The sequence below is a fragment of the Halomonas sp. AOP43-A1-21 genome (genome assembly GCF_052376775.1).
GTDB classification, from domain to species: Bacteria; Pseudomonadota; Gammaproteobacteria; order Pseudomonadales; family Halomonadaceae; genus Vreelandella; species Vreelandella colorata.
Genome location: NZ_JBQSWC010000028.1, coordinates 55071 through 65920 on the forward strand (window position 1 = coordinate 55071; position 10850 = coordinate 65920).

Consider the following 10850-nt stretch of genomic DNA (forward strand, 5'->3'; position numbering starts at 1 on the left):
TCTTACTGTTTTTTGTCGTCGTTGACTTCTTCGTACTCGGCGTCAACCACGTCGTCTTCCGGCTTGGCGCTGGCGTTATCAGCACCTTCACCGCCTTCCTGCTGAGCGGCTTCAGCCTGCTCTGCGTACATCTTCTGAGCCAGCTGACCAGACGCTTCGGTCAGTGCATCCAGTTTCTGCTGAATGTTGTCCGTGTCATCAGTTTTGACGGCTTCTTCCAGCTCGCTGATCGCAGTCTCAATGGCCTGTTTCTCATCATCCGTCGCTTTGTCGCCCGCTTCCTGCACGGTTTTGCGCGTCGCGTGGATCATGCCGTCAGCCTGGTTACGCAACTGTACCAGCGCTTCGAATTTTTTATCTTCGTCAGCGTGGGCTTCAGCGTCGCGTACCATTTGATCGATCTCTTCATCCGACAGACCGCTGGACGCTTTAATGACAATCGACTGTTCTTTACCGGTCGCCTTGTCTTTAGCTGAAACGTTCAGAATACCGTTGGCATCCAGGTCAAACGCCACTTCGATCTGCGGAACACCGCGCGGTGCCGGGGGCAGATCGCTCAGGTCAAAACGACCCAGCGATTTGTTCTGCGCCACTTGCTTACGCTCACCCTGGGCGACGTGAATGGTCACGGCCGTCTGGTTGTCATCCGCGGTAGAGAAGGTTTGGGTCTTCTTCGTCGGGATGGTGGTGTTCTTCTCGATCAGCGGCGTCATCACGCCACCCAGGGTTTCGATACCCAGAGTCAGCGGGGTAACGTCAAGCAGCAGTACGTCTTTTACGTCGCCGCCCAGTACGCCACCTTGAATCGCTGCGCCTACGGCAACCGCTTCGTCAGGGTTAACGTCTTTACGCGCTTCTTTACCGAAGAAGTCAGCGGCTTTCTTCTGCACCATCGGCATACGTGTCTGGCCACCGACCAGAATCACTTCGTCGATTTCAGAGGCAGATAAGCCAGCATCTTTCAGAGCCATTTTGCAAGGCTCGAGCGAGCGCTGAACCAGCTCTTCTACCAGCGACTCAAGCTTGGCACGGGTCACCTTGACGTTAAGGTGTTTCGGGCCAGTGTTGTCGGCAGTAATGTAGGGCAGGTTAACGTCGGTCTGCTGGGCGCTGGAAAGCTCGATCTTGGCTTTCTCGGCCGCTTCTTTCAGACGCTGCATGGCCAGGTTGTCGCCAGACAGGTCGATACCGCTGTCAGACTTGAACTGGTCAACCAGGTAGTTGATCAGCGCCAAATCGAAATCTTCACCGCCCAGGAAGGTGTCGCCGTTGGTGGCGAGTACTTCAAACTGAGTTTCGCCTTCAACGTCGGCGATTTCGATGATGGAGATATCGAACGTACCGCCGCCTAGGTCATAAACCGCGATGGTTTTGTCGCCGCGTGACTTGTCCATACCGTAGGCAAGCGCTGCTGCGGTCGGCTCGTTGATAATACGCTTGACGTCCAGACCCGCAATGCGACCAGCATCTTTGGTCGCCTGGCGCTGGCTGTCATTGAAGTAAGCCGGTACGGTGATAACCGCTTCCGTTACCGCTTCACCGAGATAGTCTTCGGCGGTTTTCTTCATTTTCTTCAGCACTTCCGCGCTTACCTGCGGCGGTGCCATTTTTTTGCCTTTGACTTCTACCCACGCATCACCGTTGTCGGCTTCAGCGATCTTGTAAGGCACCATCTTGATATCTTTTTGAACGACGTCGTCTTTGAAGCGACGGCCGATCAGACGTTTGATGGCGTAAAGCGTATTCTCTGGGTTGGTAACCGCCTGACGCTTAGCGGCCTGGCCTACCAGGGTTTCGCCATCATCGGTGTAAGCGATAATGGAAGGCGTGGTGCGGCCGCCTTCAGCATTTTCGATAACTTTAGCACTGTCACCATCAAGTACTGCCACACAAGAGTTGGTAGTACCTAGGTCAATACCAATAATGCGTCCCATAGCAAAAACCTCGAATTCAGTTGTCTCAATACTTAAAACGTTTGCGGGAATTCCCGCAGGGTTGGCCTTTATCTGGGGGCCGCCAGTAACTTTTCAAGGGCTTTTTTTGCGCTTTTAGCCACTCAAGGCTTAATTTGCCTTCTGGCTGACCACCACCATCGCCGGGCGAACCAAACGGCCGTTGAGCAGATAACCTTTCTGCATCACATCCATTACGGTGTTCGGCTCAAGCTCGGGATTGGGTACCATGGCCATAGCCTCGTGCACCTGGGGGTCGAAGGGCTCGCCCTGAGGCTCAATGCTTTCAACGCCAAAGCGGTTAAGCACGTCGAGCTGCATTTTCAGCGTCATGGAAACACCTTCGCGGTGTACATCAGAGGCGCCGTCCTGCATGGACTCAAGAGCCTTTTCCAGACTATCCACCACGGGCAGCAGGTCCTTGACGAACTTTTCCAGGGCGAATTTGCGCGCTTTATCCGCTTCCTGCTCGGCACGACGGCGAACATTCTGCGCTTCGGCAGCCGCGCGTAGCGCCTGATCCTTGGCTTCAGAAAGGCTCTGTTCAAGCTCTTCCACCTGAGCGGCCAGCACTTCGGCTTCGGGGTTGCTCAGGCTACCTTCAAGCGGCGCTTCATCATTGATCAGCCCCTCAAGTTCGCCGTCGATCAGGCGTTCTTCAACGTTTTGATCCGTCATTTCGGCCTCTTGCTCTTGGCGGGCCAGCTCGTCATCTAACGGAGTTTGCGGTTCTTTTGCCATGCCATGCTCCTAAAAAATGCGGCGGGGCCTTACTACAGGGCCCTGCGATGCCGATAGAAAAGCTTTCACTAAAGCGCTTATAAAAAGTTTTAAATACGTCTGCACGCTATATGGGGGCCATAAAAGCCATCTCAAGAGGGGGCATTGAAGTGAGTTATCGACTACTGTATAAAACAACAACCATTGGATAAGTATCCAGCTTCTGCGTCGCACCGCCTCAGGGGGCCTCATGCTTACTCAGCTAGCGATTCAAGATTACGCCATTGTCGACCGCCTTGAGCTTGACCTGACCCACGGCATGACCGCCATCACTGGGGAAACAGGTGCCGGCAAATCCATCCTGCTAGGGGCCCTTGGCCTGTGCCTTGGCGAACGCGCTGATGCGGGCAGTGTGCGCCACGGGCGTGAGCGCACCGATCTTTCTGCGCGCTTTGATATTCAGCGCCTGCCCGCGGCTGTCGAATGGCTGGCCGCTCGCGAACTGCCCACAGACGAGTGTCTGCTGCGCCGTGTGGTGACGGCAAGCGGGCGCTCAAAAGCATGGATTAACGGCCAGCCTGCAACGATCACCGACCTAAAATCCCTCGGCGAGCAGTTGATTCAGATACATGGTCAGCACGCTCATCAGGCGTTGATGCGCGAAGAAGTGCACCTGGCCCTGCTGGACGACTACGCTGGTTTGCATGAAGCGCGCAGCAAGCTATCAGAGACCTACCGCGAATGGCGCACCGCCCGGCGGCGGCTTAAAAAACTCAGTGAAGAAGGTAGCGAGGTAGAGGCCAAGCGCCAACTGTTGCGCTACCAGTTAGAAGAGCTGGACCAGTTAAGCCTCGGCGAAAGCGAACTGCAGACGCTGGAAGAAGAGCAGCAAACGCTTGCCCACGCCGAAGAAACCCTGCGTGAAACGCAGCTTGCTGCCGACTGCTGCGCAAGCGACGACGGCGGCGCGCTGTCACTTCTCAATCAGGCCTATGCCCACTTGAGCGCCCTACCGGGTAGCGATAAAGGCATGCTGGCCAATACGCTTGCCATGCTGGGCGATGCGCGTATTCAAGTGGAAGAAGCCGCCAGCGAGCTGCACCGCTTTGCCAGCACCACTGAGCTTGACCCTGAGCGTTTAGCCTGGGTGGACGAGCGTCTGGCCGATATCCATCGCGTAGCGCGTAAGCATCACGTGGCGCCAGAAGAAGTCTGCACGTTGCATACAGAACTTCAGCAGGAAGTGGCTCAGCTAGAAGCCAGCGATGATGACCTTGAGGCGCTGGGCAACCAGGTGGCCGAGTGCCGTGAACGCTACCGCAGCGACGCGAAGAAGATCAGCGAGGCCCGCCAAAAGGCAGCCCTGCGCCTAGGTAAGGAAGTACAGCAACAGTTGGCTTTCTTGGCGATGGGTAAGGCACGCTTTGAGGTGGCGGTTTCCGCTCGTGAAACGCCGACACCTGAAGGCCTGGATAGCGTGCAGTTTTTAATTAGCGCCAACCCAGGCCAGCCTGCACGCCCGTTAGCCAAGGTTGCCTCTGGGGGTGAGCTTTCGCGCATTAGCTTGGCGATTCAAGTGGTAGCAGCCTCACACTCGACCATTCCAAGCCTGGTATTTGATGAAGTGGATGTGGGCATTTCAGGTGCCACGGCGGAAATCGTCGGTCAGTTGCTGCGCAAGCTGGGCGAAAATGGTCAGGTAATGACCGTCACACACTTACCCCAAGTGGCGGCCCAAGCGCATCAACATTTGCATATAGAAAAGCATGCCAAACGCGATACCACCCTTACCCACATGGCGTTACTCGACGAGCGTGGCCGCATCAGCGAGCTTGCCCGTATGCTGGGCGGGGTGAAGCTTTCCGACCAAACGCTGGCGCACGCTCGCGAAATGCTGCATGCCAGCCAGCGCCCACCGCATTAATCGCACCTGCCTCATCGATAATTATTAGCCACGCAAAACACCCCCATTCCGCTTCCTGTCTAAACAGGGGCAGCATGGGGGTTTTAGGCTGTGGCTAAAAAATAGCTGGCTGGGATTAGCCGTCTATTTTTTGTTGATCGACACGTTGACCTGGCGCGTTACGTCCGACCCACGAGGGCGCACATAAAGTACCAAGGCGTGATCGACCAGCTCATAGCCGTGCTCTTCGGCGATCTCTTGCTGACGTCGTTCGATGATGTCATCGAGAAACTCGATGATTTCACCACTTTCTAGACACACCATATGGTCGTGATGGTCTTCTTGCGTCATCTCAAATACTGCATGGCCGCCGTCAAAATTATGACGAATTACTAAGCCTGCTGATTCAAATTGCGTCAGCACGCGGTAAACGGTTGCCAAGCCAACATCCTCGCCCGCATCAATCAGTGTTTTATACACTTCTTCTGCGCTAAGGTGGTGTTGACCCGAAGCATTTTCGAGAATCTGAAGGATCTTGACGCGCGGCAGGGTCACTTTCAGCCCGGCTTTGCGCAGTTCATGGTTCTGATCGGCCATGGTTGCTCTTCGCAGTAACAGGTTAGGTCGGGTATGATCGACCGAAACCACGATAGTGAAGAACAGGCTCAAATGCAAAAATTGACTCGCATCATCACACTTTCCGTTGCCCTTACCGTCGTAAGTGGCTGTAGTTACGTTGGTGTTTACAAACGTGACATTCCGCAAGGCAACCTGGTGACTAAAGAAATGGTCAACCAGCTTCAGCCAGGCATGACCCAGGAGCAGGTTACCTATGTAATGGGTCGCCCGCTGCTGGAGGCGCCGTTTGATTCTAACCAATGGGATTATGTGTACCGCCTGGACGAAGCGTACGGTGGTGTTGAACAACGCCGCGTTACGCTGACGTTTGACCCGTCGGGCCGCTTATCCAATGTACAGCAGCAGGGCGATTTCTCGGGCGATATCCCGGTCAGCACAGACACGGGGCTTGGGCCTGCTCTAGAAGGCGCTGACCCGCTAGACGCGCTTCCCCAAGAGAGGATTCGGACGCAAACGCCTGAAACGGCACCTGCGCCTCAGCCCATCCTGCGTTCCGAGTAAACATTACTGGCCGCTCGCTTGACGCTTTGCGCGCTCCAAACGGGCGGCCTTTGGGTCGATTTGCAGCGGGCGGTACACTTCAACGCGATCCCCGGCACGCAGCGTTTGCGTATCGGGGTTGCGCAGCGCCTTGCCAAAAATTCCCAGCGGCGCCTTAGTGAACGTATCTTCAGGCAGCTCGGGAAAGAGCTGTGGCAAATTGGCCAACGCCACGGCATGGCGCGCGGTCGTGCCCTGAGGCACCTGTAAGGCCACCAGACGCTGTTTGGCGGGCAATGCAAAGGCTATCTCTACCGGCAGGCTGTTATCGCCCATACAGCTCGTCAGCGCGCTTGGTGAAGGCATCTACTAATTGGCCAGCAATTTGCTGGAACAGACGCCCAAAAGCCATGCTTAATAGACGGCTGGCAAATTCAAACTCCATTTCCAGGCTGACTTTGCAGGCATTATCCCCCATCGGGGTAAACAGCCAGCGCCCTTTTAAGCGTTTAAACGGCCCTTTCACCAGCGACATTTCAATTTGTTCTGGTGTAAACAGGTCATTACGCGTTGTGATGGTTTGCTCCACCCCCGCGCGACCCAGAGTCATTTCCCCGATTAAATGGGTTTCGTCACGCTCAAGTAAGCGTGCCCGACTGCAGCCCGGCAAAAACTCGGGGTAGCGTTCGAAATCGTTGACCAGATCGAACATTTGCTGGGGGGTGTGCCGCACCAAGGCGGAACGATTGACGGTTGGCATTGACCTCTCCGCTGACTTCACAGTGCCCAAAGCGTATCATGGGAAACATTTTTTCAGACCTTGAATGGTATCACGCCTCCCCATATAACGAAGGGGGTGCCACTGACAGATTACAGATGAGGTTTCATGGCCACTAAGAAAGGTAACAGTAAGGGCCCCGGCAGCAGCGTTATTGCCCAGAACAAGAAGGCACGGTTTGAGTACCATATTGACGAAACCTTCGAGGCAGGTCTTGCGCTCGCGGGTTGGGAAGTCAAAAGCCTGCGCGCCGGTAAAGCCCAGCTCACCGACACCTATATTTTGGTGCGCAACGGCGAGGCGTTTTTATTGGGTAGTCATATCATGCCGCTCAACACGGCAAGCACCCATGAAATAGCCGACCCCACGCGTACCCGTAAATTGTTGTTGCATCGTAAAGAAATAGCCAAAATCTTTTCGATTACCCAAGATAAGGGCCACACCTGCGTGCCGCTCAAACTCTACTGGAAGCGCAATAAAGTAAAGTGTGAATTGGCGCTGGTGACCGGCAAACAGTTGCATGACAAGCGGGCAACAGAAAAAGATCGTGACTGGAGCCGTCAAAAAGGACGAATTATGCGGGAACATAACAAGGCATAACTGGTCAATCAGGTGTGAGCACGTTAGAATGCTCACCTGTAATAAGGGGGCGACATGGTTTCGACGCCGGTGACAACCCTTGCGGTGCATGCCGAGAGCGTGATGTATCTCGTAAATCCCACATCACGAAAAATAGTCGCAAATGACGAAAACTACGCTCAAGGCGCGCTAGCAGCTTAAACTGTTAGCTTCTTGTCTGGCCCCAAGGTGATGTGCCTATTCATCATTGAGGGGATACGAGCTAAAGCTGATAGGACCGCGTTTGGTGGTGTCTTCTCGCCAAGCGTTAAACTTTAGAAGGCTCGCGTTGCTGAATCCTGATCGTCGGAGTCAGTGGCGTTAAAACAAATGACGAAATCTAAGCATGTAGAGCCAATAGGCGCGTGCTGGCGGACGCGGGTTCAATTCCCGCCGCCTCCACCACCTACCTAAATTCAGATGCTTCCATATAGGTCTGAATGACGCTGAAAAGCCCGCCCCGTGCGGGTTTTTTTGTGTCTGTATGCTTTCACATATACCCATACAGCATTGCGCACCGTGTATGCCTGTGTGTATGCTTTACGATATTGTGAACCAGAGGCATACAAGCATGAAACGCTCACAGATTAAGCGCCGCCCGCTGGCTGATACGGTATTGGCGACACTGGAACCAGAGGCCAAGGCATACAGGGAACTGGACGGCAGCGGCCTTTACTTCAGGGTGAAGCCCAATGGCTCCAAGTCTTGGGAACTGCGTTATAAGAAGCCAGACGGCAAGTGGTCGTGGATTGGCCTTGGAGGGTATCCAGAGACTAGCGGCAGCTTAGCGCGTGAGAAAGCCGACCAGCTTAGGGCAGACGCAGCGAAGGGAGAGAACCCCATCGTCTCCAAGCGTACAAGGGAAGCTGCAACCCTAGAGGCAGCTAACAGCACCTTTGAAGCGCTGGCGAGGGAGTGGCACACCAACAAGCGCCAGAACTGGACGGACGGCACCTCTACCCGCGTCATTGGCTCGCTGCAAAAGCACGTATTCCCCAAGTTTGGTAAGCGCCCTTTCACCGACATAACGCCGATGGAGTGGCTAGAGTTCCTGCGCAGCCTGGAAAAGACAGGCATCGTTGAGCAAACCAGCCGCATACGCGCTATCTGCCGGGAAGTGTACGACCTGGCGCTAGTGAGTGGGCGCATCCAGTACAACCCATTGGAGAGCCTGCATAAGCACCTGACCACCCGCCGAGCGGCCAACTATTCCCACGTTAGCCAAGACGAACTGCCCGCCCTACTTCGCGCCATTGGCTCTTATCCCCATGCTGAAGATGTACGCCTTGGCCTGATCCTGCTATCACGCCTCGCTGCCCGTCCTTCAGAGCTAAGGGAGGCCCGCTGGGAAGAGTTCGACCTAGACAAAGCACTATGGACGATCCCCGCCGAGCGGATGAAGCGCCGCCGGGAACATACCGTTCCACTACCCAAGCAAGCCATAGAAGCCCTTCAGAGCCTTCATCTACTGACCGGATACCAGCCCCTTCTATTCCCAGGACGCAGCGACAAAACAGCGCCACGCTCCAACACGGTATTCATCATGGCGCTACGTCGCCTTGGCTATGAGGGACGCCAGACCGCCCACGGCTTCCGGCACATCGCTAGCACGATCCTGAATGAGCACGGCTATAACGCTGACCACATTGAGGCCCAGCTATCACACGTTAAAGACGGTGTGGCAGGCGTCTACAACAAAGCACAGTACATCGAACAGCGCCGCGTAATGATGCTGTGGTACGCCGATCACCTGGACAACTTGCAGCGTGGAAACGTGGTGGAGATGAAACGGGCATGACAGAAAGTAATTGGTGGGCAAGCACACCGGGATGGGCCACCCGGCTCCCAACCCGCTTATCAGATACTTGGCGCTGGTTTGAAGCAGTGTGGTCTTACGATTATGGAGACCCGAGACAGCTTACTGAGCTGGTTCGGAGCGAGCCTATACCACCGGAATACACCAACGCGGTTGCAACAATAATTGCAGGTGAACGCTTACCTAATCGCAAGGCAGTAGCTAAAGCTAAAATACCTGCTAAAGAACGAGCGGAAACCGCTGTGTTAGTTTCAGTATGTCTTGGCATCCGCGATGAGGTGAAATATCGAGCATTCGATCCTGACCTAGACCCCGACAGGGAGCATGGAGTCGGCGCAGCGGCTGTAGCAAGTAGTATCGAACCAATAGAGCTGATGCGTAATGCTGACGAGCTTGGAAGAGAGTGTATTCAGATCGCTGCCGATGCATGGGGAGTAAGTACCGAAACTATTGAAAACCTAATACGCGAAGCCAAAACCAGACTAGCCGCTTGGCCTACTGTGTAGAACAACGGGCTTTGTACTACACGGGCAGTTTTTGGCGAACAATTGATATGTGAATAATTAGGTATGTACCCACGACGAGTGCATACCTATGAATATCGAAGCCCTACCCCAAGACCAAAAGCTAATCACCAAGCCCAATCTATGCCGCGCTATGGATATGACCCGTAGCGGCATCGACAAGTTGCTGAAGAATGACCCCGGCTTTCCCCGCCCTCTGAAGTTCAGTGATAGCCAGCAAGCACAATGCTACTTCCCTATTGCCGAGGTTAACGCCTGGCTAGATGCCAAGCTGGCCGAGCGAGGTGCAGCATAATGACCTTGCAACGCTCACCAATGCCGTTATATGCTTCAAGGGCTGGCGCAAAATCGTCAGCCGGGTTTAGCGGCCCGAATACTTCTAGGCGCACTAGCGCCCCCATTGACGGCGCTTTTTTAGTGCCCGTCAGTTATGGCGGCTGTGCGTGGGACACCTTCGGGTGTGCCGGTTTCCTAGAGTGCCGGTCCGCTAACCTGCGTACAGTCGCCCCCATTAGTTGTTTAGCGGCAACCGGGGACGACTCCACAACTCTAGGAGTCACACCCATGAAGCTATTCCCTACCCGCAATCCGTCTGCACGCGCCGCCGCCCATCGGGCAATGGCGAAATCTGCGCTGTTTTCAGACTCAAGCGCCGCCGTCCGGCTCAAGCGCTACAACCACTACATCGAAAAAGCCCGCGCCCTAGAGGCCGAGCAAGTCCATATTCGTCGTAGCCGTCTGATGAAGGCTTACGACACCTTACGCGCTGAAAACGCGGAGGTGAGCCAATGAGCCTATTCAAAATCACCTTCGCCCGCACTGGTCAAGAAACCGTCGTTGAAGCTACCGATTGGCGTGATGCTGTGCGCCAAACTGGCCGTAGTGACGCTTGCTATATCACCCACCACGAAAAGGCCGTTGTTCCGGTGGCTGCTTGGTTTGACGCCGATGTGCCGCAAGGTATCGGTGCCCACACCGTAGAGAGCGCGCTGGCTGGAGCTGTTGCCTACCTGGATTCTCAGGAGGTGGCCCAATGATGCCCATAGCCATTAACTGCGACCTACGCACCCGAACTATTCGCTTTCAGTTCACTAACCCGGATCGCTTCTTAACAGCCGAGCAGGCGCTTGCTAGCGGTTTAGTCAATCACCTTGAGTTCAAGGAGATGCAGCGCGAAGCCCAGGCATTTAGCAAGGAGACTGGCCTATGACTCCTCAAGATCAAACCTACCTGCTGAAAGCTGCCCTTACTGGGGACGTGCGCCAAATGGAACAGGCGTCCAAAATCCTCGCTGGCGTGGCGATGTTGCTGAACGACCATGACCTTGATGGCCTGAAACGTGAGGGACTGATTGAAACGCTGTGGCTGCTATCCAGCACCTTTGAGGAGCGCCGTGACTGGCTTCAAGAGGAGGGCTATT

Annotated in this window: 15 protein-coding genes and 1 other RNA gene; 11 read left to right on the plus strand and 5 right to left on the minus strand. The window is 55.0% G+C overall.

Features of this window, described 5'->3' with window-relative positions:
* Positions 1-2: 2 nt before the first annotated feature.
* Both dnaK and grpE read right to left on the minus strand, forming a co-directional pair.
* Positions 3-1934 (minus strand): molecular chaperone DnaK, encoded by a 1932-nt coding sequence (gene dnaK, locus ACT3R7_RS15215; RefSeq protein ID WP_193091757.1) that lies wholly within the window; start codon positions 1932-1934, stop codon positions 3-5.
* Between the two features lie 129 nt (positions 1935-2063).
* A complete protein-coding gene (grpE, locus tag ACT3R7_RS15220; RefSeq protein WP_192537979.1) occupies positions 2064-2693 on the minus strand; it encodes a nucleotide exchange factor GrpE in 630 nt (209 codons plus the stop codon).
* Between the two features lie 229 nt (positions 2694-2922).
* On the opposite strand from grpE, the gene recN reads away from it, so the two are divergent.
* Positions 2923-4596 (plus strand): DNA repair protein RecN, encoded by a 1674-nt coding sequence (recN, locus tag ACT3R7_RS15225; RefSeq protein ID WP_192537980.1) that lies wholly within the window; start codon positions 2923-2925, stop codon positions 4594-4596.
* A gap of 123 nt (positions 4597-4719) precedes the next feature.
* On the opposite strand, the gene fur is transcribed toward recN, so the two are convergent.
* A complete protein-coding gene (fur, locus tag ACT3R7_RS15230) occupies positions 4720-5172 on the minus strand; it encodes a ferric iron uptake transcriptional regulator (RefSeq protein WP_018917582.1) in 453 nt (150 codons plus the stop codon).
* Between the two features lie 72 nt (positions 5173-5244).
* On the opposite strand from fur, the gene ACT3R7_RS15235 reads away from it, so the two are divergent.
* Positions 5245-5715, plus strand: coding sequence for an outer membrane protein assembly factor BamE (locus ACT3R7_RS15235; RefSeq protein WP_193091773.1), 471 nt, complete (start codon positions 5245-5247; stop codon positions 5713-5715).
* A gap of 3 nt (positions 5716-5718) precedes the next feature.
* Here ACT3R7_RS15235 and ACT3R7_RS15240 read toward each other — a convergent pair whose 3' ends face one another.
* Both ACT3R7_RS15240 and ACT3R7_RS15245 read right to left on the minus strand, forming a co-directional pair.
* Positions 5719-6030, minus strand: coding sequence for an RnfH family protein (locus ACT3R7_RS15240; RefSeq protein ID WP_193091758.1), 312 nt, complete (start codon positions 6028-6030; stop codon positions 5719-5721).
* On the minus strand, positions 6020-6454 hold the full coding sequence (locus tag ACT3R7_RS15245) for a type II toxin-antitoxin system RatA family toxin (RefSeq protein ID WP_193091759.1): 435 nt from the start codon (positions 6452-6454) through the stop codon (positions 6020-6022). The genes ACT3R7_RS15240 and ACT3R7_RS15245 overlap by 11 nt, the downstream gene beginning before the upstream one ends.
* 126 nt (positions 6455-6580) lie before the next feature.
* Between ACT3R7_RS15245 and smpB the strand changes: the two genes are divergently transcribed.
* From smpB to ACT3R7_RS15290, 9 genes are all read left to right on the plus strand, one after another.
* Positions 6581-7072 (plus strand): SsrA-binding protein SmpB, encoded by a 492-nt coding sequence (smpB, locus tag ACT3R7_RS15250; protein ID WP_087108742.1) that lies wholly within the window; start codon positions 6581-6583, stop codon positions 7070-7072.
* 45 nt (positions 7073-7117) lie between these two features.
* Positions 7118-7495: a transfer-messenger RNA gene (gene ssrA / locus ACT3R7_RS15255) on the plus strand.
* Between the two features lie 166 nt (positions 7496-7661).
* Positions 7662-8888: a tyrosine-type recombinase/integrase gene (locus ACT3R7_RS15260; RefSeq protein ID WP_496199290.1), complete on the plus strand. Its 1227-nt coding sequence runs from the start codon at positions 7662-7664 to the stop codon at positions 8886-8888.
* Positions 8885-9412 (plus strand): hypothetical protein, encoded by a 528-nt coding sequence (locus ACT3R7_RS15265; RefSeq protein ID WP_172419681.1) that lies wholly within the window; start codon positions 8885-8887, stop codon positions 9410-9412. The genes ACT3R7_RS15260 and ACT3R7_RS15265 overlap by 4 nt, the downstream gene beginning before the upstream one ends.
* Positions 9413-9500: 88 nt before the next feature.
* Positions 9501-9725, plus strand: a complete 225-nt coding sequence (locus tag ACT3R7_RS15270; protein WP_193053237.1) for a helix-turn-helix transcriptional regulator — start codon at positions 9501-9503, stop codon at positions 9723-9725.
* Between the two features lie 269 nt (positions 9726-9994).
* Entirely contained in the window at positions 9995-10222 is a 228-nt protein-coding gene (locus ACT3R7_RS15275; RefSeq protein ID WP_496199291.1) for a hypothetical protein, read from the plus strand.
* On the plus strand, positions 10219-10467 hold the full coding sequence (locus ACT3R7_RS15280) for a hypothetical protein (protein WP_193053235.1): 249 nt from the start codon (positions 10219-10221) through the stop codon (positions 10465-10467). The genes ACT3R7_RS15275 and ACT3R7_RS15280 overlap by 4 nt, the downstream gene beginning before the upstream one ends.
* Entirely contained in the window at positions 10464-10640 is a 177-nt protein-coding gene (locus ACT3R7_RS15285; protein WP_193053234.1) for a hypothetical protein, read from the plus strand. Before ACT3R7_RS15280 ends, ACT3R7_RS15285 begins: the two co-directional genes overlap by 4 nt.
* Positions 10637-10850, plus strand: a 214-nt coding sequence (locus tag ACT3R7_RS15290; RefSeq protein WP_496199292.1) for a hypothetical protein, incomplete at its 3' end; no start/stop codon positions are given. The genes ACT3R7_RS15285 and ACT3R7_RS15290, both read left to right, overlap by 4 nt.

Bases quoted from the DNA above. Each gene is read 5' to 3' on its own strand.
- ACT3R7_RS15265 (WP_172419681.1), top strand. From the start codon at position 8,885: ATGACAGAAAGTAATTGGTGGGCAAGCACACCGGGATGGGCCACCCGG.
- ACT3R7_RS15280 (WP_193053235.1), top strand. From the start codon at position 10,219: ATGAGCCTATTCAAAATCACCTTCGCCCGCACTGGTCAAGAAACCGTC.
- ACT3R7_RS15245 (WP_193091759.1), bottom strand. From the start codon at position 6,454: ATGCCAACCGTCAATCGTTCCGCCTTGGTGCGGCACACCCCCCAGCAA.
- grpE (WP_192537979.1), bottom strand. From the start codon at position 2,693: ATGGCAAAAGAACCGCAAACTCCGTTAGATGACGAGCTGGCCCGCCAA.
- recN (WP_192537980.1), top strand. From the start codon at position 2,923: ATGCTTACTCAGCTAGCGATTCAAGATTACGCCATTGTCGACCGCCTT.
- ACT3R7_RS15285 (WP_193053234.1), top strand. From the start codon at position 10,464: ATGATGCCCATAGCCATTAACTGCGACCTACGCACCCGAACTATTCGC.
- ACT3R7_RS15275 (WP_496199291.1), top strand. From the start codon at position 9,995: ATGAAGCTATTCCCTACCCGCAATCCGTCTGCACGCGCCGCCGCCCAT.
- ACT3R7_RS15260 (WP_496199290.1), top strand. From the start codon at position 7,662: ATGAAACGCTCACAGATTAAGCGCCGCCCGCTGGCTGATACGGTATTG.
- smpB (WP_087108742.1), top strand. From the start codon at position 6,581: ATGGCCACTAAGAAAGGTAACAGTAAGGGCCCCGGCAGCAGCGTTATT.
- dnaK (WP_193091757.1), bottom strand. From the start codon at position 1,934: ATGGGACGCATTATTGGTATTGACCTAGGTACTACCAACTCTTGTGTG.
- ACT3R7_RS15270 (WP_193053237.1), top strand. From the start codon at position 9,501: ATGAATATCGAAGCCCTACCCCAAGACCAAAAGCTAATCACCAAGCCC.
- fur (WP_018917582.1), bottom strand. From the start codon at position 5,172: ATGGCCGATCAGAACCATGAACTGCGCAAAGCCGGGCTGAAAGTGACC.
- ACT3R7_RS15240 (WP_193091758.1), bottom strand. From the start codon at position 6,030: ATGGGCGATAACAGCCTGCCGGTAGAGATAGCCTTTGCATTGCCCGCC.
- ACT3R7_RS15235 (WP_193091773.1), top strand. From the start codon at position 5,245: ATGCAAAAATTGACTCGCATCATCACACTTTCCGTTGCCCTTACCGTC.